General features: G+C 49.3%; 23 protein-coding genes and 1 pseudogene. 9 read left to right on the forward strand and 15 right to left on the reverse strand.

Annotation, left to right across the window (positions count from 1 at the left end):
* Nucleotides 1-28 precede the first annotated feature (28 nt).
* Nucleotides 29-1,141 (reverse strand): ABC transporter ATP-binding protein, encoded by a 1,113-nt coding sequence (locus tag LKE13_RS15980; RefSeq protein ID WP_227952385.1) that lies wholly within the window; start codon nucleotides 1,139-1,141, stop codon nucleotides 29-31.
* Nucleotides 1,142-1,438: 297 nt separating this feature from the next.
* Between LKE13_RS15980 and LKE13_RS15985 the strand changes: the two genes are divergently transcribed.
* Together LKE13_RS15985 and LKE13_RS15990 are read left to right on the forward strand one after the other, a co-directional pair.
* Nucleotides 1,439-2,065, forward strand: a complete 627-nt coding sequence (locus LKE13_RS15985; RefSeq protein ID WP_227952386.1) for a TetR/AcrR family transcriptional regulator — start codon at nucleotides 1,439-1,441, stop codon at nucleotides 2,063-2,065.
* 80 nt (nucleotides 2,066-2,145) lie between these two features.
* Nucleotides 2,146-3,186 carry an amidohydrolase family protein gene (locus LKE13_RS15990; RefSeq protein ID WP_227952387.1) on the forward strand — a complete coding sequence of 347 codons (1,041 nt, stop codon included), beginning with the start codon at nucleotides 2,146-2,148 and terminating at the stop codon, nucleotides 3,184-3,186.
* Nucleotides 3,187-3,532: 346 nt separating this feature from the next.
* On the opposite strand, the gene LKE13_RS15995 is transcribed toward LKE13_RS15990, so the two are convergent.
* From LKE13_RS15995 to LKE13_RS16020, 6 genes are read right to left on the reverse strand one after another with little or no spacing between them, the layout of a single operon-like run.
* Entirely contained in the window at nucleotides 3,533-5,146 is a 1,614-nt protein-coding gene (locus LKE13_RS15995) for an AMP-binding protein (RefSeq protein WP_227952388.1), read from the reverse strand.
* Entirely contained in the window at nucleotides 5,146-5,862 is a 717-nt protein-coding gene (locus LKE13_RS16000; RefSeq protein ID WP_227952389.1) for an ABC transporter ATP-binding protein, read from the reverse strand. The genes LKE13_RS15995 and LKE13_RS16000 overlap by 1 nt, the downstream gene beginning before the upstream one ends.
* Nucleotides 5,859-6,623 carry an ABC transporter ATP-binding protein gene (locus LKE13_RS16005; RefSeq protein ID WP_227952390.1) on the reverse strand — a complete coding sequence of 255 codons (765 nt, stop codon included), beginning with the start codon at nucleotides 6,621-6,623 and terminating at the stop codon, nucleotides 5,859-5,861. Before LKE13_RS16005 ends, LKE13_RS16000 begins: the two co-directional genes overlap by 4 nt.
* A complete protein-coding gene (locus LKE13_RS16010) occupies nucleotides 6,623-7,513 on the reverse strand; it encodes a branched-chain amino acid ABC transporter permease (protein WP_227952391.1) in 891 nt (296 codons plus the stop codon). The genes LKE13_RS16005 and LKE13_RS16010 overlap by 1 nt, the downstream gene beginning before the upstream one ends.
* Before the next feature lie 13 nt (nucleotides 7,514-7,526).
* Nucleotides 7,527-8,396 carry a branched-chain amino acid ABC transporter permease gene (locus tag LKE13_RS16015; RefSeq protein WP_227952392.1) on the reverse strand — a complete coding sequence of 290 codons (870 nt, stop codon included), beginning with the start codon at nucleotides 8,394-8,396 and terminating at the stop codon, nucleotides 7,527-7,529.
* A gap of 17 nt (nucleotides 8,397-8,413) precedes the next feature.
* A complete protein-coding gene (locus tag LKE13_RS16020) occupies nucleotides 8,414-9,556 on the reverse strand; it encodes an ABC transporter substrate-binding protein (RefSeq protein WP_227952393.1) in 1,143 nt (380 codons plus the stop codon).
* Between the two features lie 329 nt (nucleotides 9,557-9,885).
* Here LKE13_RS16020 and LKE13_RS18945 point away from each other — a divergent pair.
* Nucleotides 9,886-9,996 (forward strand): annotated as a pseudogene (locus LKE13_RS18945) (DNA-binding response regulator); the annotation flags it as partial.
* 42 nt (nucleotides 9,997-10,038) lie between these two features.
* On the opposite strand, the gene LKE13_RS16025 reads toward LKE13_RS18945, so the two are convergent.
* The 6 genes from LKE13_RS16025 to LKE13_RS16050 all read right to left on the reverse strand — a co-directional run bounded on the left by LKE13_RS16025 (nucleotide 10,039) and on the right by LKE13_RS16050 (nucleotide 15,736).
* Entirely contained in the window at nucleotides 10,039-10,734 is a 696-nt protein-coding gene (locus tag LKE13_RS16025) for a GntR family transcriptional regulator (RefSeq protein WP_227952394.1), read from the reverse strand.
* A gap of 67 nt (nucleotides 10,735-10,801) precedes the next feature.
* On the reverse strand, nucleotides 10,802-11,827 hold the full coding sequence (locus LKE13_RS16030; RefSeq protein WP_227952395.1) for a Gfo/Idh/MocA family protein: 1,026 nt from the start codon (nucleotides 11,825-11,827) through the stop codon (nucleotides 10,802-10,804).
* On the reverse strand, nucleotides 11,820-12,737 hold the full coding sequence (locus tag LKE13_RS16035; RefSeq protein WP_227952396.1) for an SMP-30/gluconolactonase/LRE family protein: 918 nt from the start codon (nucleotides 12,735-12,737) through the stop codon (nucleotides 11,820-11,822). Before LKE13_RS16035 ends, LKE13_RS16030 begins: the two co-directional genes overlap by 8 nt.
* Nucleotides 12,738-12,807: 70 nt before the next feature.
* Nucleotides 12,808-14,091: a TRAP transporter large permease gene (locus LKE13_RS16040; RefSeq protein ID WP_227952397.1), complete on the reverse strand. Its 1,284-nt coding sequence runs from the start codon at nucleotides 14,089-14,091 to the stop codon at nucleotides 12,808-12,810.
* The gene (locus tag LKE13_RS16045; protein WP_227952398.1) at nucleotides 14,088-14,633 is read right to left on the reverse strand and encodes a TRAP transporter small permease; all 546 of its coding nucleotides are present in this window, start codon (nucleotides 14,631-14,633) and stop codon (nucleotides 14,088-14,090) included. The genes LKE13_RS16040 and LKE13_RS16045 overlap by 4 nt, the downstream gene beginning before the upstream one ends.
* Nucleotides 14,634-14,713: 80 nt before the next feature.
* Nucleotides 14,714-15,736, reverse strand: a complete 1,023-nt coding sequence (locus LKE13_RS16050) for a TRAP transporter substrate-binding protein (RefSeq protein WP_227952399.1) — start codon at nucleotides 15,734-15,736, stop codon at nucleotides 14,714-14,716.
* A 403-nt stretch (nucleotides 15,737-16,139) separates the two neighbouring features.
* On the opposite strand from LKE13_RS16050, the gene LKE13_RS16055 reads away from it, so the two are divergent.
* From LKE13_RS16055 to LKE13_RS16075, 5 genes are read left to right on the forward strand one after another with little or no spacing between them, the layout of a single operon-like run.
* Complete coding sequence (locus LKE13_RS16055; protein ID WP_227952400.1) at nucleotides 16,140-17,240, forward strand: isocitrate/isopropylmalate dehydrogenase family protein; 1,101 nt, start codon at nucleotides 16,140-16,142, stop codon at nucleotides 17,238-17,240.
* 18 nt (nucleotides 17,241-17,258) lie between these two features.
* Nucleotides 17,259-18,551 (forward strand): 3-oxo-tetronate kinase, encoded by a 1,293-nt coding sequence (gene otnK / locus LKE13_RS16060; RefSeq protein ID WP_227952401.1) that lies wholly within the window; start codon nucleotides 17,259-17,261, stop codon nucleotides 18,549-18,551.
* Nucleotides 18,548-19,222, forward strand: a complete 675-nt coding sequence (locus LKE13_RS16065) for a class II aldolase/adducin family protein (protein WP_227952402.1) — start codon at nucleotides 18,548-18,550, stop codon at nucleotides 19,220-19,222. The genes otnK and LKE13_RS16065 overlap by 4 nt, the downstream gene beginning before the upstream one ends.
* Nucleotides 19,223-19,224: 2 nt before the next feature.
* Nucleotides 19,225-19,515, forward strand: a complete 291-nt coding sequence (locus LKE13_RS16070) for a putative quinol monooxygenase (RefSeq protein WP_227952403.1) — start codon at nucleotides 19,225-19,227, stop codon at nucleotides 19,513-19,515.
* 2 nt (nucleotides 19,516-19,517) lie between these two features.
* The gene (locus LKE13_RS16075; protein WP_227952404.1) at nucleotides 19,518-19,910 is read left to right on the forward strand and encodes a methylglyoxal synthase; all 393 of its coding nucleotides are present in this window, start codon (nucleotides 19,518-19,520) and stop codon (nucleotides 19,908-19,910) included.
* A gap of 26 nt (nucleotides 19,911-19,936) precedes the next feature.
* Here LKE13_RS16075 and LKE13_RS16080 read toward each other — a convergent pair whose 3' ends face one another.
* Both LKE13_RS16080 and LKE13_RS16085 read right to left on the reverse strand, forming a co-directional pair.
* Nucleotides 19,937-21,484, reverse strand: coding sequence for an acetolactate synthase large subunit (locus LKE13_RS16080; protein WP_227952405.1), 1,548 nt, complete (start codon nucleotides 21,482-21,484; stop codon nucleotides 19,937-19,939).
* Between the two features lie 40 nt (nucleotides 21,485-21,524).
* On the reverse strand, nucleotides 21,525-22,700 hold the full coding sequence (locus LKE13_RS16085) for a phytanoyl-CoA dioxygenase family protein (RefSeq protein WP_227952406.1): 1,176 nt from the start codon (nucleotides 22,698-22,700) through the stop codon (nucleotides 21,525-21,527).
* Between the two features lie 141 nt (nucleotides 22,701-22,841).
* Here LKE13_RS16085 and LKE13_RS16090 point away from each other — a divergent pair, with 141 nt between their 5' ends.
* A complete protein-coding gene (locus tag LKE13_RS16090) occupies nucleotides 22,842-23,456 on the forward strand; it encodes a TetR/AcrR family transcriptional regulator (RefSeq protein WP_227952407.1) in 615 nt (204 codons plus the stop codon).
* Nucleotides 23,457-23,495 lie beyond the last annotated feature (39 nt).

Consider the following 23,495-nt stretch of genomic DNA (forward strand, 5'->3'; position numbering starts at 1 on the left):
TCCCCGAGTTGAATTGTTTAGCAATCAATTACGTGTGCCCTGAACCGTGGGTGCCTTCATCTAACGGGCGCGCGTCATTGATCGAAAATGCGAGTTTTAGTGATTCACCCCGAGCGAGAATAGGAACGCTGGGGCCACGGTGTTCTTGAAATAGCAGCGTCTTCCCCGTTGTGGTCCGGACGCTGTATTGAATGATATTCCCAAGGAATAAGTACTCTTCGACGGACGCATCAAAGATGATCACATGGTCACTTGGTGATATGTCACGATGTAACTTTTCCGGCCGAAGACTGATCGAGTTTTGACCCTGCCCCCAGCTCTTGTCATTTTCCTGAAGTTCAAATTCAGCGTTGAGAGCGGGAAACCTAATGATTGAAGATGGCCCACGCTCAAAATCCACAATATTTGTCGTCCCGATAAAATCAGCGACATATTTTGAATTTGGTTCATCGTAAATACGGTCTGGTGTATCGATTTGGACAATTCGCCCCTCCCCCATGACCGCAATTCGATCTGAAAGCGCGAGTGCCTCACCCTGATCATGGGTAACAAACAGAATGGTGCATCCTAACTGTTTGTGGTAACGCTTGATTTCCAACTGCATGGCTTCACGCAGCTTCAAATCCAACGCGCCCAGAGGCTCGTCCATCAACAAAACTGATGGCTCAAATACAATCGCTCTTGCGAAGGCGACGCGCTGCCTTTGGCCACCTGATAGTTGATTTGGCATACGATCGCCAAAATCATTGAGCTGCACCATCGCCAGACTTTCTCCCACCCGCCTCTTCACTTCATCTTGCGCCACTTTTCTCAACCGAAGTGGAAAAGCGACATTCTCAAATACATTCATATGAGGGAATAAGGAGTAATTCTGGAATACCATTCCAATATTTCGCCGTTCCGGCGGCAAGCCGAGAATCGAATTTTTATTTACACGAACATCACCTTCAGTCGCATCAACAAAGCCAGCAAGAACGTTCAAGGCCGTCGTTTTCCCCGAGCCACTTGGCCCCAATAAGGTAACGAATTCGCCCCGCTGAATAGATAAATTGAAGTCAGAGAGAGCCTTAACCGCGCCGTAAGTTTTTGAAACACCGTCAAAGGTTACAGAAGCACCAAATTCCACGTCGCGCTCAATCATGCTTGCCCCAAGGTTGTTTTTAATGACATTTATTATATTTATGACACGTAGTCTATTTATGACATTGACATCATTTATATGCGGTGTCAATATTACTAATAGTGAATTTTTAGTCCGAACAAAAAACCCATCAGGTTTCGAGTTTTCTTGTCGAAAATTACACGAAATGAGGGTAGAACTGCGAACGTGATGAAAAATTCAAACATAAAATCTTTTAGTCTCACGGAATTCCTCGTCCATCATTCAAAAAGTCTTAAAGGCAAACGCAAACGGTATCGCACGCGTGCGAAAATATTGATGGCAACAGCACTTGAGATGGAACGGGTGGGGTTTGAAAATATGACAGTCGACGGCATCGTCGAGACTGTCGATATGGCGCGCGGAACCTTCTACTTATACTTTGAAAATCGTGCCGAAGCTGCAAAAGCCGTCATACGAAGATACGAAGCCCTTCGCCGTAGAATACGTCCAAAAAACAGCACAGCGCCAACAATTTACCAAAAAATTCTGGAGTATAATCTTTATTATATTGGGGTTTACGTCAGAAATGCGGGACTGCTTGCCGGCCGTGAAATGCTGATGCGAGAAGCCCCTGAACTTAATTTGCGGCGCGATCAGATGGATGACAGATGGGCCCGTGTTGTCATGAGAGATCTCCACGCTAGGAATTGCATCACCACAGAGGACTTAAAAAGCCCGGCGACAAGGCTGATGGTGCGCGCAACAATTTCTATGGTCGATGAGTTGCTTCGTGAAACTTTTGTCTACAAATCCCCGAGTATGGCTGAATTTACCACTGATGAGGAATTGGTTGCTGAAGCTATTTCTCTTGCATGGTATCGGATATTATATGGGAAAACACCTGACCTCAAGTTACTTGATAAAACCAGGTCCTTTGCAAAGAACACATCAATGGCCGAATAGCATCCTTTGAAAGGAATACGCGTCAACACTTTCTGCCGGCGACCAATTGTGAATTACTTTTTGTGCTAGGGAATAACAAAATGACAACATTACCAACAAATCATGACTGGCTTAACCTCACAGTTGAAGAAACACTGGAACCCGATCTGCCAATTTGCGACCCGCATCATCATTTGTGGGAATTCCGCCCTCTGAGGGCATCGCACAAATACCTCCTCGACGAAATACTGTCAGACATTTATAGCGGCCATAATATCGTCTCAACCGTCTTCATCGAATGCGGCGCCATGTACCGGTCGACAGGTCCGGAAGAAATGATGCCGGTTGGCGAAACAGAATTCGTCAACGGCATTGCCGCAATGAGCGCGTCTGGTCTCTATGGCGACGCACGTGTTGCCGCCGGGATCGTGGGCTTGGCTGACCTGATGCTCGGAGATGCTGTCGCCCCTGTGCTGGATGCACATATCGCGGCGGGTGGCGGACGTTTTCGCGGCATTCGTCATCGCGCTCCGTGGGATGCAAGCGATGATGTACCTAATGCCCAACCAACGACAATTGAGAATGTGTACCTGAATTCGAAATTTCGCGAAGGATTCGCCAATCTTGCACCGCGAAATCTAAGCTTTGAGGGTTGGTGTTACCATCCGCAAATCCCGCAGCTGACGGATCTTGCCCATGCCTTTCCGGAGACAACAATAATCCTCAATCATTTCGGAGGCCCATTGGGCATTGGACCTTACAAAGGTAAACGGGATGAGTATTTTCCTGCTTGGAAAAAAGCCATAGCTGACTTGGCCGAATGCCCAAATGTCGTTGCAAAACTAGGAGGCCTGGCAATGGAAATTAACGGCTTTGACTGGCATTTGAATGAGCGCCCGCCCTCAAGTCTTGAGCTGATGGAAGCAACCCGACGGTTTTATGAACATACGATCGAACAGTTTGGTACTGATCGCTGCATGTTCGAATCCAATTTCCCGGTCGACAAAGTAACCTGCAGTTACAATGTGCTGTGGAACTCCTTCAAACGTCTGACGGCCAACTATAGCGATGCGGAGAAAGCCGACCTTTATTACAACACCGCAGCCCGTGTGTATCGGTTAGATAACCCTAAAAATTCTTGAACGGACTTCGTCATGGTACGGTGTACAAGGGGTTAAACTCCATGTTGAACCGCGAAGGGGTCATGTGTTGAATCTTCGGTCCAACCGTATCCTGCATATTTCGCAACATGTTTCGCGGCCGCTCAAAGAAAAATATATTGTAAATGAAGTTGCATACCAATGGGTGTTTGGAGATGACGAACGGATACGCCGCTGCTTATTACGCTTGCTTCACGTATCACCGAGCGATTACCGCCAACGCATTGCACAACTGGCCAGATAAATGCCTCTGGCGACTTTCTCAGAACACAAGGGCGAAGCTGTCAGACGAAGAACACCTTGTCTTTGACTGGTGAAAAATACCCATCTAACTTTTGGGCAGATTCTCCTGAAAATATCTGATTGCCTGATCGCGCAGTTTCGTCTTTTGAATCTTCAAACCATTTGCGCTTTCGGTTGTTGGAAAAGCATCAACTACGATCACTCTGAGCGGAACCTTGTAGTGCGCCAACGATGATTTTGCATTGCTGATAACGTCTTCTTCGTTTGGCGGGCGCGCCGCATCGGTGCCGATAACAAAAGCAACGGGCCGCGTTTTTCCCTCAAACTCTATGCCGACAACCTGGCATTTTTCGACGGAGTCATTTTGCTCGATCACTTCCTCAATTTCTTTCGGATCTGTGAGAAATCCGGAAAGACGAAGGAAGTCCCCGTTTCGCGCCATATAGACATAGGTACCGTCGTCACGGACATAGCCCACATCGTTACTATGGAAAAATCCTTCTTCGTCGATGGCCTTAGATGTCGCCTCTTTATTGCGGAAGTAACCAATAAAGTTTGTCGGTGCCCGAAATTCCATGACACCGACTTCATTGGTCGCGCACAGATCACCAATTTCCGTATTGCGTACCCGAATTTCTGTCAACTCGCTGGCGAATTTCCCGCCCCCTTGCAGCCGCTGATCAATCGGCAAGGACAGAGGTTGTGTTGATAAAATGGCGTGAAGTTCGCTAGCTCCATAAAGCCCCACTAAAGGAACGCCTGAGGTGGCCATCTGACGCAGTTTATCTTCCATGCCCGGCGTGAAGGAGGCAAAGCCGCAAATTCGCGCGTGAGCTAAAGCTTCTTTATCCTTTTGCCATATCTGCAGATACATCTCGTCACTTCCAAACAGATGCGTTATTGCATTCGCTTTTGCCGTCCGGATAAGCAGGTCGATATTAAACTGGGTATTTAGGTAGACCGGTGCACCGCTCGCAATTGCGGCCAATGTAGGGCTCAAACCAAAGACACCACAAAAAGGCATAACGGCGAGAAACCGCGCGCCTTCCTTATCAAAACCCATTGCTTTTGCACAATTATTCGCATGGAGCGCGACGGCGCGCTGTATATGAACAACAAGCTTCGGCGCATTGGTCGTACCAGAGGTTGTAAACAGCAGGATTGGACTATCTGGCCGTCCAACAGAGTCTGGCGCCGGCAAGGACGCATCCATTGTAAAGCTATCAATCTCGATTTTATTCAAGGGACGAAGCTGTTCGCTGTCCTGATCTATGCAAGCGAACATTTCCAGTTCTGGCAGCTCTGAAAAATCCAGCTCAGAAATCAGGCCATGGAAATCCGTGTAACTGTTCTGCCCCTCAAATATCAGCATCTTTGCACCGCTGGATTTGAGAATATGCTGAAGCTCCGCCGTGCGATAACGGGTATTCACCGCCCCAACGATGGCGCCAATCCGGGCGCAAGCAAACAGCAACGCCATCCATTCAATTTTATTCGGGAGCCAGATGGCAACCCTGTCACCTTCGATAATACCGCGCGAGGCAAGCCAGGCGGCACTAGCGGACACCATTTTCTCAAATGCGGAGGGAGAAATTGCCGTTCCATCCTCCAAAACGAAAATGGGGCGGATATCCCCCGCCTTCTCCGACGCAATTCGATCCTTGAGTGCGCTATCGAAAGTGAGCTCTGTGAACGCCATTAGTAAAGTTCCATAAGCCGTTCGTTGTCCTGAAGCTCATCGGGGAGTCCCTCCCAGATCATCGCGCCTGATTTCATGACAACCGCCCGATCGGAAATTTTAAGCGCTTCCCGGACATTCTGTTCTACCAAAAGGATAGAGAGTTTCTCCCGTTGTTGCAGAGCGCGGATCGGCGCAAGAAGATCCTGAAATAGCTTTGGTGCCAATCCGATCGACGGCTCATCCATGAGCAGAATACGTGGCCGGTTAAGGAGTGCCCGGCCAATCGATACCATCTGCTGTTGACCGCCGGACAGGGTTCCGGCAGGACGGTTCATGAATTCCTTGATCGCGGGCAGGATTTCAAGCACCCACTCAACCCGGTCTGACTGTTCCTTTTTGGGAACTCCCGCCGCATGCATGCCAAGAGAAAAGATATCACGCACCGTAAGGCTGGGGAAAACCCCGCGCCCTTCCGGCACCATGGCAACGCCACGATCAGCAATTTCGCGGGCAGTTTCTTTCGTCGTTTCCTTGCCATCAATTGTGATGGCGCCCGACTCTGAACCTAGAAGACCAAACATGCATTTCAGCAGTGTCGACTTCCCTGCCCCGTTATGACCGATCAGACACAAGACCTCATCCTCCCGGAGTTCAACCGAAATGTCATTGATGGCGGGATGCCCGCCATACCCGGCGGTGATATTTTGTGTAGCCAGAACGACAGATTTACTCATGTGCGCTCTCCAAAGTAAATTGCTCTCAGTTCGGGGTCATTCAGAACGCTTTGCGGCTCTCCATCCGCCAACAGTTTTCCCCGGTCAAGAAACGCAATCCGGTCAGAAATACCAATAACAATATCGAGGTTATGCTCGATAATACAAACGGTCACACCCTGTTTCACTTCTTCGCGCAAAATCTCCAGAAATTTCTCGTAAGAATTTGGATCAAGGCCCGACGCCGGTTCATCCAACAGCCAAAGCCGCGCATCAGTTGCCATTACCCGCGCCATGGATAGAAATTTTCGCTCCGCATAGGCTAGATCTTTTGCCCGTATCTTACGCTTTGTAAAAAGACCCGCACGGTTCAGGGCATATTCCACTTTTTCACGGCGGGCTGTACGCTGGCTCTTAGTCAGGGGAACAGGCACGGAATTATCTTCGACCGATGTCAGGATATTATCTTCAACAGACATTTCATTGAACAGACGTAAATCCTGAAATGTTCTCAATATACCGGCGCGGGCCGCCTGATAGGGTTTAATCTTGTTGATCGGATTACCGAGCCATTTAATGGATCCGCTATCCTTTAACAATTCACCGGTGATCAAGTTGAAAAGCGTCGTCTTGCCGGCCCCATTTGGCCCGACAAGGGTGGTAATAATACCCGCACGTAAATCCATAGAGACATCGTCGACGGCCTTTACGCCCCCGAAAGCCTTGTCAACATTACGAATTTCCATAAGGATTTCTTGCGTGTCCGCAGTTGATGCAACCATTACTCTTTTCCTGTTTCAGATTGCTTCTTGCGCCCAACAATTCCGCCTGGCCGATATATCATGAGCAACGCCATTCCAAGGCCATATATGATTTGCTGGATTGATCCGATCTCTGTTTGCGGAAGGAAATCCAGGTAACTGATCAAGCTCGGCAGCAAGAGCAACAACGCGGCCCCGACAATTGGTCCGGCCTGCGTTCCTGTTCCGCCAATGATCACCATAGCCATAATCAAAACGGAGGTATCAAGCTTGAAGCTTTCCACATTGATGAAGCTGAGATAGCTCGCATATAGAACTCCCGCCACTGCCGTCAGTGCGGATGAAATAACAACGGAAATGGTTTTAATGAGCGGGACGTTTTTGCCAAATGCCGCCGCCGCACTTTCGCTATCACGAATGGCCCGAAGGCTACGTCCAAAGCTTGAATGAACAAGGCGGTTTATGATGAAAAGGATAATGATCAGCGCACCTACCGTCACAAAGATAAACTGGCTGGGCTTGAACACCTCAAAACCCGCTACATCCAGAGGCGGAATTCCGATCAACCCGCCAATGCCTCCGGTCACACTTTTCCATTCCGAAAAAATAGTGACGGCCAGAACCTGCAATCCCAGCGAAGCCGCCACGAAATACTCGCCGCGCACACGCAGGGCCGGCAAGGCAAGTATCAGGGAAAGGATGGCACCTGCCGCCATAGCCACGGGCAGGGTGACAAAGATTGACGCATTTACATGCATCGCCATAAAGGTGCCCGCATAGGCCCCAACGCCGAAAAACACAGCATGCGCAAGAGAGTAAATTCCGGCATACCCCATAATGAAATTAAGGGTGACGCCAAGGATTGAATAGATTGAGATAAGAATGACGAGATTCAGGAGATAAGCTTCCACAGTATTCCCCTCCTCAATGCGCCGAAGAACGACCCAAAAGGCCGGACGGACGAACAATAATAAAGAGGAACAAAATTGCGAAGGTTACTGCCTCGGTCCATTGCGAATCCACATAAAGAAGTGCAAGGCTTTCTGCTAGACCAAGGGCAAGTCCGGCAAGCAATGTCCCTGCGACACTCCCGATACCGCCAACAATTGTTGCAGCGAGGGAGATCAGCATGACATGATGTCCCATCGCCGGATTCAAGCCCGACGTTGCGCCAGAAATAATTGCGGCCGGTACGACGAGAATTGAGCCAATCGTAAAGGCACAGGCAGATATAAAGCGCGGATTCAAGCCAAATACCCGAACGAGTTCCGGATTATCCGACAAGGCCCGCAGCGCCTTTCCCATCTGGCTGTACTTGAGAAAACACCAGAGAATACCAAAGAAAATAGCTGCGCAAATCATCGATATCCACGCCAAGGGTGAGACATAGAGCCCATCCATTAACTCGACGGAAAAGGAAAGTGGTGTCTGTACGGTGACATAACCACGACCAAACACCATCCCAATGACATTCTGGACAACAATACCGATGCCAAAGGAGGCAACAAATACAGTGAAGAAGGAGCCTTCATCGCGCTGGATAGGAACATAGACGAACCTGTTCAGAAGCAACCCGAAGATTATGGCCCCTGCCGTCGCGGCGATAATCCCCAAGATCAGGCCATACCCGGATACATTCACAAAGTAGAAGAGATACGCGGCAATAATGAAAGTTGCCCCATGCGCAAAGTGAAATATCCGGGTGGAACCGAAAATCAGGGAAAATCCGACGGCTGTAAGTGCATAGAGAGCACCGGTCTGAAGACCGGTGATCGTCAGCTGTAACGCAAGCATTTGCTACCTATTTCTACTTATTTGCCGAAATCGATTGTATCGATAACTTCAGGCTTGCCGTTCTTGACGACTTTCACCTGAATGGGGAACAACAATGTGCCGTTGCTCTGGAAGGAAACTGTTCCACCGACCAGATCAAAGCTGCCCATTTCTTGACGTTTCGCCAGCAAATTAGCTCCGGTTACTTCTTTACCCTCAGCTTCCAGTGCCTGCGCCAAGATCGCATACAACAGCGTCGCGTTGTAATAGTTGACGTTATAGGCTGTCGGATCGCGATCATATTTCGCTTTGTAGTCTGTGACAAACCGCTTGGTGACTGGATCGTCGGACTTGTAGTTCACGCCCTGGCCCGTCGTGATAATGCCTTCGGTTTCCGGCAGAGCAAGTGCGTCCGGCACAAGATAACCTGAATATGTGACAAGTTGCTGATCCACGCCATTGTCCCGCAGTTGCTTGACGATCTGGATTTGCTGGGCACCGTAGCTGGCGATATAGACTGCATCCGGCTTGGCCGCACGAACCTTCGCGGCGATCCCAGAAAATTGCTGCGCTGTCGTGGGAACAGACATTGTTTCCACCAACTCACCGCCCGAATCTTTCAACGTGGCTTCCAGCTCTTCAAGGATAGAATTACCGAAGGGGTCATCGATGTAGATAAGCACGACACGCTTAATGCCTTTTTCTTTAATAAGATAAGGCATTACCGCACGAACTTCTAGATTAACGAGAGGAATAACATTCCAGAAATATTCCCCGAGAGCGGCTAGATCGGGACCAACGCCCCCACCATTTACGGCAACAACTTCATTCCGCGTTCCCAGTGTGGAAATCGCTTTTGATACGCCAGTGAAAGCGGAGAGAACATAAGGAACATTCGTGACATTCACGAGCTTTGTCATTCCGACAACTGCCGGCTGCGGGAGGCCCTGGCTGTCCTCATACGCAATCGACATCGGACCGCTCAGCATTTTGTCCGCATTGATATGGTCAACCGCGAGATCAGAGCCGGACATGAAGACGTCGCCATATGTCGCGTTAGGACCGCTTAGCGGAAAGAGAGCGCCGATTGTATGATCTTCAGCTGACGCCGATCCGGGAATAAGGAAACCGAGACACGATATGACAGAAAATACAGCAAATAGATTTTTCATCTTTTTCATTGAGGGAACCTGTTCGTTTGTTTTTGATTTTTGTTCCGCCTAAAATGATTTCTTTTGCCCGTCATGTCAACTTGAGAGTGGCCGTCGAAACCCTACTATTGAATTTGCCTCAAGAAATGGCACGCCGACGCATTTGTTGTTTGAGCATGAGCCCGCACATCCGCCTGCAATTGGAGGCGCATAAATCCCAGCGATTTCCTTAAGCCAACATTGTGACACCTCGCAGACAGCAGACCATTATCTATTGAGATGTCATCCAGAGGTGCTTTACCTCGTTCGTCTGATGATGGCGTGCCACCATCGAGACTAGCAAGCCTCGGTTCAAGGCACGAGCAGTCAATAAACATCTAGAACAGATATTTCATAAACTGGGCGTCGACAAAAAAACTTCTGCGGCAGTGATGGCGATCAGCATTTGTAGAAAAATAGTTGGAACTTGAATAGAGCTTACATTTCAGGCAGCGCCATACATAATCACGCTGTTACAACTGTGTAAGACCGTGCTTTTCCAATAGTTCCACCAATAATTTTCCTGCGTTTTCGCGATGAATTCGGTGCAGCCTGCGCGCTTTATCCGGCTGCTTCTTCAAAATTGCTTCCACGACATTGGCGTGATCTTCATTCGACTTTAAAGGTGGGGGCCTGAAACTCAGGGTGAGCATGCGGACTCTGTGGGACTGATCGATAAATCGATCGACAAGCTCTATCAATCGTTTATTGCCGCTCATGGCGACCAATTGGCGATGAAAGGATTCATCGGCGCTGGCCCAGCCTTGCAGGTCCTGTTCCTTCAACGCCTTGCCCATTTTCTCGACACTGTCCAACAGCTTTTGGATTTCCGCATCATCATGGTCCAACGCCGCCGCTTGCCATGCGGCAGTAGATTCCAGCCCCGTCAGCAAAGCATAAATTTCCCGCATGTCAGACACAGAAATCGGTTTCACTTTCATGCCATGACGCGGACGAACCTCCACCAACCCTTCTGCTTCGAGCTTCATCATGGCTTCGCGCGCAGGTGTCCTGCTTATATCAAGCAACTCTGCGATTTCACCTTCCATCAGTTGGTGTCCTGGCGGGAGTTCATTTTCAAGAATCTGGCGTTTAAGTTCCGCATAGGCTTGTTCAGCAATAGAAATCTTGGGTGTTTTGCTTGTAACTTTCATTTCTTTCACGACCACAATCGTTACGACTCCCAACTATTTTTTGTCCCACTAAGTCTGGCAATAGTAACCCGATAGTTGCTAATCACAGAACAATTTTGACAGCTTTTTCATTTGAAACATACGATGCTTCTGCAATTTCCACATTTGCGAGGTATTCTTTTGCGGTGTTCATCAGTTCTTTTCCATATAGAAGATGATCGACCACATGCCGCTGCAACGAATACACACAATCACCCCCGAAGTCTCGGTCAATCCATTCGTAGGATATCTCTTTGACCGAATTCTGGCCATGATCCCGCCAGTTCAACCCGCCATTTCCATCAAGGGTAAGCGTTCCTTTTTCTCCCTCTATTCGCATTTCTCCCATGGTCAGCCGACGGTTATCTGCACAATGATCACTTAAACGATTACCATCAAACACGCCTTTGGCCCCGCTTATAAAATCGAAAAGGAGAATTCCCGCATCTTCCCCTTTAATGACCGGATTCACCCGGCGTAGATCGGCGTAAACGGCCCCGATTTCGCCAAATAGATATCGAAACACATCAACCAGATGAACAGCTGTTTCGTGCACCAAAAAGCGTTCCATTTTCTGAAAATACGGCTGCCGGTCGAGATAGGCCGACGGGCCCTGGCCATCGCCCGGTCGCAATGCGAAAGAAATCTCATAAAGTTGTCCGAACCATCCCTCCTCAAGTATCTCCTTGATTTTTCGATACCAAGGCTGAAAACGGAAATTCTCATGCACAATTACCTTACCCCCCTTCTCTTCAATGAAGGAGACGAGCTTTCGGGCTTCGGAGGCAGAAGACGTAAACGGCTTTTGGCATATGGCAGGAATGCCAAGTTCCACGGCCGTCGTCACATAATCCACATGGGTGATCGGCGGCGTTATGATATCAACCAGATCCGGTTTCTCAACTTCCAACATTTGGCGAAAGTCTGTGTAGACATTGTTTATGCCATATTGATCCGCCAACTCCTTTGCCGTAGACAATGTGCGATTACAGACCCCAACGAGTTGCACTTCAGGAATTCGATCCCAGGCAGCATATTGAAATCGACTGAAGTAGCCCGTTCCAACGGCCGCGACTTTAATCTTATCCATGGCGTTTCGGTCCTTCAAAATTCCAGTGAACCGGTGCATTTCCTTTGACGGGCGACTTAAACGTATAGACACAATCATCGAGTAGGCATCCCAAGTACCCTGTCGATAAATCCGCCCCGCCAAAGGCTAGACTTGATATGTTTTTAAGTTTTTCGCTTTGCGCATTGTCGAGATGTGGCCGCCCCATCTGCCCGGACATAAATGCCTCCTCCACCCAGTTGAGATGCTCGGGGCGACAATCTTCCAGAATGATCTCACCCTTGCCATCAGGGGCGATGCGGATAACGCGATTACTCACGATAGACGTAATCCAAATCCCGCCCTTTTCATCGAATGTCATGCCATCGGGATAGGTGCCATGGCCGAATTCCTGGATAACCGTCTTATTGAAAAGATCGCCATTCTCGGAAATATCGAAACTGACCAATTGACGGGAAAATGTTTCATTCACAAATAATCTGGTTCCATCCGGATGGACAAGGCACTCATTCGTATAGCCAAGGTTATCCGCGACAATGCGCGCCTGACCCTTTTCTATCAAAATGACAAAGCCATCCCTGACCGACTGATTATACCCCAATGACCGCGGGATATGGCGTGTACTGATGGTCGCCCATATTCTGCCTTTTTTGTCCAGGTGCACGTAGTTGCTGGGAGGCAGGGGAACCCCATCCACCTCCGTACAAAGGGCCGTCGTCCGACCGTCCTCGGCAATGCGATAGAGCCCTCCGTCCCTATCGCCAAGATGCGCAATCAGGAAGGCCCCGTCTGGCATCAGGCAAATCCCGTTGGGACGAAGTTCGAGTTCAGGTTCGTTGGAAAGCAAGCACCAAGTTGAACCATCTCTTTCCGTGACGGCCACTCCGCCGCGCCAATCCGCCGTATAAATCCGGCCGTTTGACGTCGTCAATACGCATTCCGGGCGATTCAACCCTCTGCCGACACGTCCGATTTTGTCTAAGCTAATCATGCGTTACTTCTTATCTGAAAAAATGAACCAATGTCATTGAAATTGCAGGAAAATAGGTCACCAGAAGCAGCGCTGTCAGCGCGGCCAAATAAAGCGGTGCCATCGCACGTGCGATTGTCAGAACCCCCACATTTGCAATACGTGACGCAACATACAAAGTGGCGCCAACTGGCGGTGTAAATAGACCAACGGCAACATTACAGGTCATGATAACCCCGAGATGAACGGGATCAACTCCGAATGTCATTGCTGTGGGAATAAAGAGTGGTGCCGTCAAAAGGATCGCCGGGACAGGGTCCAGAACGAGTCCGAGGATGAGCATCACCAAATTCACCAGCAGTAAGAAGGTAATCTGATCCGATGAGACACTCTGGACAAACTCAACAAGAATCTGGGGAAGCTGTTCCAAGGTTATCAGCCATCCCAACACGCTGGTCGCGCCGATCACCACCATCACAATCGCACTGGTCACGAAGGAATCGATAAACAGCGCGGGAAGCTGGCTCAGCTTGAAATCCCGATAAATGACCACGGTGACGAAGAAGCCGTACATGACGGCAACCGCAGCGGCCTCTGTCGGCGTGACAATACCGCCGAAAATACCCCCAAGGATAAGAATTGGCATAAAGAGCGCGGGCGCGGATGCCACGAAGGCGCCCCATAACTCCTTGGGGGACGATGTCGCGCCGCCAGGGTCGCATTTAGTCTTTTTACCGATGTAAAAACAGACGGCCATAAAGAGGAGGCCAAAAATCAGGCCGGGTACGACGCCCGCCAGAAACAGATCAGCGACGGATACATTGCCAACAAATCCATATATCAACATAGGGATTGAAGGAGGAATAATAATGCCAATTGTTCCAGCGGCGGCCACCAAACCACCGGCAAATCCCTTCGAATAGCCCTGCTTTGCCATGTTCGGGATCATGACCGATCCGATTGCCGCAGAGTCGGCGATTGCCGAGCCGGATATACCGCCAAACAACATGGAGGCCCCAACAACCACACAGCCTAGCCCGCCCGGCAAAAATCCGAACGCGGCTTTTGCGAAATTGATGATACGCTGCCCCACACCACCCCGTCCCATCAGCTCGCCAGCAACAATAAACAGAGGTATTGCAATAAAATGATTGGGTTCTACGCCTCCGATCAGGTTCAGGTAAACGGCTTGCAGGGGATACCCCAGATCAAACACGAATATGGGAAGAATAGCCGTAATCAGTATCGCCCAGACGAGAGGGACACCGATCATAATAGTGAAGAGAAATACGGCACAGATAAACAGCAAAATCATTCGAAATCCTCCCATGCCGGGTCATTGGATTTCCTGAAGGGATCGCGGGACGAGGTAAAACTATCCCGAATGTCAAAAACCATATTCGCCAGATGAAAGATGAATGTCAGGGCCATGCCGACTGGAAGTGAGGCGTATAGGAGCCCGACAGGCCAATACAGGACGGTTGTTTTCTGCGCCCATGTGTGTAGGGCAATCTGGAAGCCTTGATACATCAACGAAATTAATACGACGGCAATCGTAACATTGATGATAAACTCAAGAACCGGCTTCAGCCTATCTGGCACGAGGTAGGAAACGACTTCGGTTACTCTCATATGGGCGCCTCTGGCTTCCGCCGCCGCACAGCCCAAAAACGTCAGCCAAAGCAATAAAAACGCCGTAACCTCTAGTGACCATGCTAGATCGAAACCAGCCGCTCCCCGCAAGGCCGCATTTGCGAAGATCAACATCAGAACACACGCACCACCGCAGACCAGAAACAAGTCGATCAAGCGGCTCAACATTTTTATGAAAGCGGGATAGCGATTGCGGTAGTCCATCGACTAACACTCCCTCTTTGTTCACGATGAAAAGAGACAGGCCCGCAATTTGACGCGGACCTGTTTGATTTCATTGGTTATTATTTAGCGGGGAGCTTCTTGCGAATATCTGCTGCGTCCGCCAATACTTTTGCAACTTCTTCGCCATAGATACCTTTTGCTTTATCATACACAGAGGCGACGGCTTCTCTGAAGGGTCCAATTTCAGGCGAGCTGATTTTTGCACCGGCGGCCTTCATTTCGTCAAGCTGGCTATTGACGGAATCCCGGACCAGATTGCGGCTAAAGTTGGCGGCCTCATCGGCGGCTTTTTTCACGGCGGCCTTGTCAGCATCCGAGAACGACTGCCACGTTTTTTCAGAAACGGTCAGAGGTAGTGGGCTATAAACGTGACGTGTCAAAGTGATATACGGGGCCACTTCATAAAACCGCAAAGACTTAATCGTATCAACCGGGTTTTCCTGGCCGTCCACAACACCTTGCTGAATAGAGAGATAAACATCGGTAATCGGCATTACGACGGTTTGAAAACCAATTGCTTCCATGGTCCAGCGGATCATATCATTTGGATAAACCCGCATTTTGCGTCCTTCTGCATCCGCGGGCGAATTCAGCTCCATTCTTGTGGTAAAACTTCTAAAGCCTGCCTCCCATGTAGACAAAACGCGAAAGCCCTTGGCAGGCAGCTTGGAGAATTCATTCCTCAGCCAGTCCGAATTATCGTAAAATTCCCACCCCTGCTCGTATGTGTCGACAAGAAACGGCATGGCTGTGAGGTTCAAACTTGGTAGATGCGTTGCGTAACTTCCCGTGGCTGACACAGTGAAATCGACACCGCCAAGCTGGAGCTGTTCAATGGCCTTTGGATCATTTGCTAACTGACCGGCCGGGTAAATCCGGATTTTATACCGGCCTTCAGTGTATTCTTCCACTTTCTTCGCAAACACCTCAGCCGCAGCCTGACGAGATCCGCCAGGATTATCTGTATGGCTGAAACGCAGGTTTTTTTCAGCAAAAGCGTCGGTGGAGAAAACCATGGCGCCGGATATAACCGTTGCTGCAATAAACGCCCCTGATGTGAATTTAATGACCTTTTCTAGCATAATATACCTCCCAAATTACGGCGATTTTTTACCGTCGTTTATCAAAACGGGCGGATCTGTAACTCCGCCTTGTTTCAACTTCATTGGTACATTATATTCGATAATATATATGTCAATGAATATTTTTATGTATACATTGACATATTCAATAATGCCGTATTAAATAGGTGGCATCAGGTCACTATGACCTCTACTGTTTGCTTCAAATAAGTCGTGAAAATCAGAATGTTAGTCAGGGAGTTCAATGCAGGGTCATTCCAGCATGTTACTGGAAAAGAGATTATCGAAATACTTAGCCTATTTAATGATCCAGCGTAAAAGCAGCGGCAAGTATATTTCAGTCAGCTAGATATTATAACGTGCGAACTCGTCAACTAAGTGAATCACTGCGGGATTATCAATTATGGCCACTCCGTCTTTTCAAATTGCAACCATCAAAGGAGATGGGATCGGGATTGATGTTGCAGACGCAACTTTAGCCGTCATAGAAGCCGCACAGAGCCGGGTTGGCGGTTTTTCCCTTAACTATCAAGAAATACTGGCGGGTGCAGGATATTACCGCGAAACCGGCCTTGATATCGAACCGGATGGGGAAAAAATGGCCGGTGTAGCAGACGCGATATTTCTGGGTGCCATTGGCCTCCCCTCTGTCCGGTATGAAGACGGAACGGAAATCGCCCCGCACTTGCGCCTGCGGGATATTTTTCAGCTATATGCAGGCATTCGCCCAATAAAGGCTTATCCAAATGCCCCGCAACGATTAGCGGATGAAAGAGCCGCGGCAATAGATATGATCATCCTCAGGGAGTCGACTGAAGGACTATTTTATTCGGCGGCCGTTCATAACAGATGCCCCGTTGAAAATGACGCTGAAGTGCAGGACACGCTCAGAATTACTCGTAAAACAACGGAAAAATTACATGATTTTGCGTTTAACCTGGCCCGAAAACGTAAAGAAAAGGGCACCAAGGGCATTGTTACCTGTGTAGATAAAGCCAATGTTTTTAAATCCATGGCCTTCTTTCGTAAAATATTTGACGAAAGAAGTCGCGCATTCCCTGATATCGAAAAGGGATACAACTATGTCGACGCGCAAGCACTGGACCTCATCCGAAAACCATGGGATTTTGATGTTCTCGTAATGGAAAATATGTTTGGGGATATACTGTCTGATCTCGCGGGCGGGCTTGTCGGTGGCATGGGAATGGCGGCCTGCGGAGAAATCGGCGACAATCATGGTCTTTTCCAGCCCGCACACGGAACTGCTCCCGATATTATGGGCCAGGATAAAGCCAACCCGTTGGCGGCCATTCTCAGCGGATCATTAATGCTGGATTACCTTGCCGACAAAGCGGGAAGCCAAGCCTTATCCGATGCGGCAGATGTTATTTCAGATGCAATACAATCGGGGTTTTCCAAAAATTCCATAAGGCCTGCTGAGTTTGGCGGTGATATGGGAACGAAGGCGGTAACACAGGAAATCATTCGTCACATTCAATCTTGAAAGGCCGGGAGCAAATAAATGAGTATCGTACTTGGATGTATTGCGGATGATCTGACGGGCGCAACTGACCTTGCCATGATCCTGATGCGTGAAGGGATGAAGACGGTTCAGATCATAGACGTGCCGGACGAAATGACATCAATACCGGAAGCAGATGCGGTAGTTGTCGCCCTCAAATCAAGAACCATCCCTGCTACCGAAGCAGTTGAACAATCACTTGCCGCATGTGAGTGGCTGCTGAAAGCCGGCGCTAAACAGATTTTCTTCAAATACTGTTCAACATTTGATTCAACAGACGACGGAAATATCGGTCCGGTTACCGACGCGTTGATGGATTATCTGAAATGCCCCTATACCATCGCGTGCCCCTCCTTTCCTGAGAATGGCAGGACTGTGTATAAGGGCCACTTATTTGTCAACGGCACTTTATTGTCGGAGTCTTCGCTCAGAAACCATCCGCTTACGCCGATGACAGATTCCAACCTTAATCGCGTATTGTCCAAACAGAGCGCCAGCCAAATTTCAAACATTTACGTTGAAAGCATCGAACTCGGGACTGACAAAATCCGAAATATTTTCGACAATCACGATCCGGGCCAAAAAACGATTTTCGTAATGGACGGCTTAAACGATGACCATTTGAAATCCATTGACTCAGCCTGCAAGGATCTGAAACTGATCACGGGGGGATCCGCAGTGGCCATGGGATTGCCGGACAATTTCCGAGCAAAAGAACTCCTAAGAACTTCCCATCCGGATAACCCGTTTGATGTACCAAAAGGACGAACTGTTATCCTATCAGGGAGTTGCTCAGAAGCGACATTAGAGCAAATAGACTATGCCAAATCCCGGATGCCTGCTTTAAAAATCAATCCTCAGGACATTCTGGACGACAAGCCTGTTCTCGCGCAAACATTGGACTGGGTTAGCAAAAATATGGTGGAAGACGGGCCGATCCTGATCTACACCTCTGCGCCGCCAACGGAAGTTAAAGCACTTCAAAACAAGAAAGATCGCGTAGCCGTCGGTTCCCTCATTGAAGAAACCTTGGGTCAACTGGCGCCCGCCCTTCAAGAAAGCGGCTTTACTCGATTTATTGTCGCCGGAGGGGAGACCTCCGGTGCGGTAATCCATTCCCTTGCAATACAGGCCCTGGAAATAGGTCCCCAAATTGATCCCGGCGTCCCTTGGACGCTAAGCCACTCAGGCCAACCTTTGGCACTTGCTCTAAAATCAGGGAACTTTGGCGCCCAAGATTTTTTTCCTAAAGCAGCCGCGCAAATTCATGCCATGAGTACAAAGCCATCATGAACGATCTTGAAGCACGGCTTGAGATAATTAAAACGGTGCGGCAAATGAATGCGCTTGGCATAAATCAGGGCACTTCGGGGAATGCGTCTATCCGTGAAGGGAATGGATATCTGATTACGCCATCCGGTATGGCATATGATGACTTAACCCCGGAAGATATCGTTTTCAAAAGTTTCGGTGGCGACTATGAAAGCCCCAACGGACGACGCAAGCCATCTAGCGAATGGCGGTTTCATGAAGATATCCTCAATGCCCGGCAAGACGTCAACGCGGTTGTTCATACCCATGGCAAGGCCGTGATGACGATCGCCTGCCTCAATCATGATCTGCCCGCTTTTCACTATATGATTGGCATCGCAGGCGGAAATACAATCAGATGTGCCCCTTACGGGACCTTTGCCACACAGGAGCTATCTGACGTCGCGCTACGGGCGCTCCAGGACCGGAAGGCCTGCCTGCTGGCAAATCACGGACAAATTGCGCTAGGAGGCACACTAAAGCAGGCTCTTTCCATGGCGCAGGAAGTGGAAACCCTGTGCGATGTTTTTTGGCGGACATTAGCCGTCGGCGGACCTACTCTTCTGACCGAAACGCAAATGGATGAGGCAATAAGTAAATTCAGAAAAGGCTATGGAACCGGCAAGTCTTTTCTTCCAGACCCGGAGCAGTAAAAATGTTTGTCGTTCTTGTTGATTTTAAAGTGAAAGAAGAATTCATTTCCTCCTTCCGGAGTGCCCTTCTCAAGCAAGCCGAGAATTCTTTAAGCAAGGAAGCCGACTGTCATCAATTTGATGTCTGTTGCGACCCAGAGGACCAAACACTATTCACCCTGTATGAACTTTACACGGACCCTCCATCCTTTCAGGAACATCTCACATCCTCTCATTTTCTGAAATTTGACAAAACCATCCGCGACTGGGTCATTGACAAGTCAGTCCGCACACTCAGTCTGGTGTCGCGGTAATTATGGAAACGGCACGGCTGAATATAGGCCTCGTCGCCCATGATGCGATGAAGGCGACTTTGCTGGACTGGGTGACACGGAATAAGCCTATACTTGAGAAGCATAACTTTTACGCCACCGGCACCACCTGGAAAGTCCTGACCGAAGCCCATTCAGACATACTTATCCAACAGTTGAAATCCGGCCCACGGGGCGGCGATCAACAATTGGGTGCCCTTATTTGTGAGGGCAAATTAAGTATACTAATTTTCTTTCAGGATCCCATGACCGCGCAGCCACATGACGTGGATGTGAAGGCTCTGGTTCGAATGTCAACACTCTACGACATTCCCTTGGCCTGCAATCCGGCTACCGCTGATCTCATCATTACGAATTCAGCCCTTTTCAACAAATAAATTTCATCTGGCCGTTCCGATTTCTATCATAAAACGACTTCTATCAGATGCGGGCCTTTCTCATTCATGGAATGTGCGAATTGCTCGCGGAATTCTTTCACTGTGGTGGACCTGGACGCGCTCACTCCCATACTTTGCGCAAGCTGAACCCAGTTTAGTTCCGGGTTTCGTAAATCCAGCTGTGCCAAAGCCTTTGGACCTGGCTTTCCCACGCCAACACGACCGAATTCAACATTCAAGATGGCGTAGGATTTATTGGCGAAAATAATTGTCGTCACATCCAAATTTTCACGTGCCTGCGTCCAAAGAGATTGCGGCGTGTACATGGCACCGCCGTCTCCATGAAGACAAATAGTCTTCCGGTCTGGGCAGGCAACCGCAGCTCCCGTTGCTAGTGGCAGCCCCTGCCCGATACTCCCGCCGGTAAGTGAAAGCCAGTCATGTGGTGCGGCTGAGGTGCAGGCGCGCGATGGTCCAGTTCCAGAGGTATTGGCCTCATCGCAGATGATGGCGTCATCCGGCAAGAGATGCGCAATGGCTTTACCAACTGAAAACTGGTCAAGACGATCACTGTCGGATGGCATTTCCGTTTGCTTTTCAACTATTTTTGTCGGCGACTTCGGTCCCCCGACTGCGTCCGCCAGATCTGCCAGTGCCGCGGCAGAATTTTCATGGCTGTGCGATGCGTAGATAATCTCGCACCCCTCAGGTGTCAGCCAGCTTGCCTTGCCGGGATAAGCAAAAAAGGACACAGGTGGTTTTGTCCCCGCGACAACAAGAGTATCAATTCCTTCCAGTTTCTTCTCAATCATTTCAGAAAAATACGGAAGCGGCTGAACAAGCACCCTGCCAGCCCCTCTCTCTCGGCGGGCATTGGTCGTTGGGCAGAGTAGCCGTGCGCCAGTTGCCGCCGCTACACGGCCGGCATTGGCCAGACCTTCGCCATATAAGGCGTCCGATCCGACAAGCAATACGGCGTTCTTTGCTGATTTCAATGCTGCTGCGGCCTTTTCAATTGCGCGCGGATCTGCTGGTGGTAATTTCGGCACCGGTAGAGCTTGCGCGGGACCCTGAGCGTTGTTCCAGGCAGTATCTGCCGGGAGGATGAGCGTCGCAATCTGACCCTGTCCCTCCATCGAAGCGGCGACAGCGCGGGCTCCGTCAGTTGCGACTGTCGCAGCACTTGTGCTGGAATGGATCCATCCGGAAACCGGCCTTGCAAACCCGACGACATCGGACGTTAATGGCGCATCATATTGACCATGATAAGTCGCGTGATCCCCAACGATGTTTACAATCGGGGTAGAGGCACGTCGGGCGTTGTGCAAATTTGCAAGCCCGTTTGCAAGCCCGGGCCCCAGATGGAGAAGCGTCGCCGCCGGCTTGCCTTTCATACGGCCATACCCATCGGCAGCCCCCGTTACCACCCCTTCGAACAGACACAGGATTGGGCGCATACCCGGCACTTTATCCGTTGCCGCAACAAAATGCATTTCCGACGTTCCGGGATTGGAAAAACAAGTATCAATACCAGATTCAACTAATGTCGCGACAAGGCTTTCTGCACCATTCATTGGTGTCTCCTCTTCTATTGTTTTCAAAATTTAATGTAACTCAGATACTTAAATCACGTTGATTATAATCTTTGAGGCTGGCTTGGGCTTTGCAGTCCCAGAAAAAGCTTTCTCCCGTTTCCTTAAACGGTTTGTAATCATAAGGCGTTTCATCCGGATACCAGTGGCGTCGGGCGTCAATTGCATAGCCAAGAACACGGGTTCGTTCCTTTATATATTCTGCGTCATATACACAAGCTGGGCTATGAATACCGGCACCCTGTACATCCAATACGGATGATCGTTTGTGGAACCCAAAATTGAGTGTCAGGCGAGGCTCAAATCCGCTATTTGGAAAAGATCCATGTACCAACTGGCGATTGCACATCACAACATCGCCAGGATCACAGACGATAGGTACCGCATCTTTCAGACGCTCCCCCCCGGATTCCCGCACCATTTCCGTAATGTCGAGTTTCCCCATTTTATGCGTTCCAGGGACCACCCAAACACCATTAACCGGCGTACTTCCGTATAGCTGAGCCATGAAATTAAAACCATGTATATTCTCATCAAACTCAGGACTATCCCAATGGGTATCGCCGTCCTGATGCCAGGATACGGCTGCCCCTAACCCGGGATCCTTGATGAACATAACTTCGTTAAACGGCGCAAAATCTTCTCCGTTGACGGCTTCCGCTACTTTTAACAGTTCCGGATGCGCATATAGTCTCAAATGCGCTTCGGAGAATTGCAATGATCCCACCAAAATGAAAGGTGCCTCTTCAGGGGCGTCAGGCGCTACATTGAGATCTTTCAGTTTTACCTGATGGCGGCCTCTCGCGACATTCGTTCCTCCGAAAGGATCGCTCAACGGCTTACTCCAGAGCAAACCAGAACCTTCGCAGTCCGCATCCAACGCCGCACGCCCCTTCGAATCAACCTTCGCCCCGCGATGCACAGGAAACCGCGTCCTCATTTCTGCGATATCCTCTTCAATATCCTTGAGTTCACGATTCTGGAGAACTTCCTCAAATACATAAAAACCATATTTGGAATATGCATCCAATATTTCCTGCGCCAGCGACCCGTCCGAATTGAACCGGATCGGCCCCCGATTTCCAAGGGCGTATGCGCGCTCATGACCCTGATGCATATAGGCTTTAACTGACTCAGCCTCTTCCCCGTAATGTGCGGCACAGGCTTCAATGGATTTAGTGTAATCGCGATCTACCATGCGTCTCTCCCTATTTTTATTATTTTAACATTGTTAAAATTTTAATGTAATACAAATATTGCGTCAAGAGAGATTATTTCGTAGAAATCATGGATGTCAGAAAACATTGTATCGACAGCAGAATCGACCCGTTCGGTGAATATGGCGAAACGCCGCGCCCTTATTCTTTCCCATGCAAGAAATGTGATCGCCAACGAGGGATTTGATGCCCTTAGGCTCCGCGACCTTGCCGAAAGGGCGGGCATAACGGTACCTACGATCTACAATTTGATTGGGGGGAAGAAAGACATTCTCACGCTTATCATTGAAGAGCCCCTGAAGAGGCTAGAGATCGTTCACAATCAAATTAGGGAAGAGGATATAGAAAAAGTGTTTGAGGCACAGATTGATGCCCGTCTTGAACTTTTTTCGTCGAACGAACAATATTATAAAGCTGCCTATATTGCTGGCGATCGTATCGGTTTGTTTGAGCAGAGTTCTGCGTCAGGCCTCTATAAACGATCACTCCAACTCACGGACAGTGCTTGCAGAAAGGCGAAGGATGCCGGCCTTCTTTACGGAAAGGTTGCTCCGGAAAAATTATCGCAACAGATTTATTCCTGCTACCGCCTCGCCCGTCAAGATTGGGTAAATGGATATATCGACCTGAAGACACTACGGCGGCAGGCTTTGACCGGTGTCTTCTTAACACTCGCCGCAGATGCGAAGCCATCGTTCCGTACGAAACTAATTCAATATATTGAAGCCATGCCATGAATCTGACCTTTACAACCAGTTTCTAGCAATGCCTCATTT

The organism is Sneathiella sp. HT1-7 (assembly GCF_020731145.1).
GTDB lineage: Bacteria > Pseudomonadota > Alphaproteobacteria > Sneathiellales > Sneathiellaceae > Sneathiella.

What these genes read in the sequence shown, in the direction of transcription:
- LKE13_RS16005 (WP_227952390.1), bottom strand. Translation starts at nt 6,623, where the DNA reads ATGGTTGCATCAACTGCGGACACGCAAGAAATCCTTATGGAAATTCGT.
- LKE13_RS16080 (WP_227952405.1), bottom strand. Translation starts at nt 21,484, where the DNA reads ATGAATGGTGCAGAAAGCCTTGTCGCGACATTAGTTGAATCTGGTATT.
- otnK (WP_227952401.1), top strand. Translation starts at nt 17,259, where the DNA reads ATGAGTATCGTACTTGGATGTATTGCGGATGATCTGACGGGCGCAACT.
- LKE13_RS16050 (WP_227952399.1), bottom strand. Translation starts at nt 15,736, where the DNA reads ATGCTAGAAAAGGTCATTAAATTCACATCAGGGGCGTTTATTGCAGCA.
- LKE13_RS16000 (WP_227952389.1), bottom strand. Translation starts at nt 5,862, where the DNA reads ATGAGTAAATCTGTCGTTCTGGCTACACAAAATATCACCGCCGGGTAT.
- LKE13_RS16045 (WP_227952398.1), bottom strand. Translation starts at nt 14,633, where the DNA reads ATGGACTACCGCAATCGCTATCCCGCTTTCATAAAAATGTTGAGCCGC.
- LKE13_RS16070 (WP_227952403.1), top strand. Translation starts at nt 19,225, where the DNA reads ATGTTTGTCGTTCTTGTTGATTTTAAAGTGAAAGAAGAATTCATTTCC.
- LKE13_RS16075 (WP_227952404.1), top strand. Translation starts at nt 19,518, where the DNA reads ATGGAAACGGCACGGCTGAATATAGGCCTCGTCGCCCATGATGCGATG.
- LKE13_RS16085 (WP_227952406.1), bottom strand. Translation starts at nt 22,700, where the DNA reads ATGGTAGATCGCGATTACACTAAATCCATTGAAGCCTGTGCCGCACAT.
- LKE13_RS16020 (WP_227952393.1), bottom strand. Translation starts at nt 9,556, where the DNA reads ATGAAAAAGATGAAAAATCTATTTGCTGTATTTTCTGTCATATCGTGT.
- LKE13_RS15995 (WP_227952388.1), bottom strand. Translation starts at nt 5,146, where the DNA reads ATGGCGTTCACAGAGCTCACTTTCGATAGCGCACTCAAGGATCGAATT.
- LKE13_RS16090 (WP_227952407.1), top strand. Translation starts at nt 22,842, where the DNA reads ATGGCGAAACGCCGCGCCCTTATTCTTTCCCATGCAAGAAATGTGATC.
- LKE13_RS16015 (WP_227952392.1), bottom strand. Translation starts at nt 8,396, where the DNA reads ATGCTTGCGTTACAGCTGACGATCACCGGTCTTCAGACCGGTGCTCTC.
- LKE13_RS15985 (WP_227952386.1), top strand. Translation starts at nt 1,439, where the DNA reads ATGGCAACAGCACTTGAGATGGAACGGGTGGGGTTTGAAAATATGACA.
- LKE13_RS15990 (WP_227952387.1), top strand. Translation starts at nt 2,146, where the DNA reads ATGACAACATTACCAACAAATCATGACTGGCTTAACCTCACAGTTGAA.
- LKE13_RS16040 (WP_227952397.1), bottom strand. Translation starts at nt 14,091, where the DNA reads ATGATTTTGCTGTTTATCTGTGCCGTATTTCTCTTCACTATTATGATC.
- LKE13_RS16030 (WP_227952395.1), bottom strand. Translation starts at nt 11,827, where the DNA reads ATGGATAAGATTAAAGTCGCGGCCGTTGGAACGGGCTACTTCAGTCGA.
- LKE13_RS16055 (WP_227952400.1), top strand. Translation starts at nt 16,140, where the DNA reads ATGGCCACTCCGTCTTTTCAAATTGCAACCATCAAAGGAGATGGGATC.
- LKE13_RS16065 (WP_227952402.1), top strand. Translation starts at nt 18,548, where the DNA reads ATGAACGATCTTGAAGCACGGCTTGAGATAATTAAAACGGTGCGGCAA.
- LKE13_RS15980 (WP_227952385.1), bottom strand. Translation starts at nt 1,141, where the DNA reads ATGATTGAGCGCGACGTGGAATTTGGTGCTTCTGTAACCTTTGACGGT.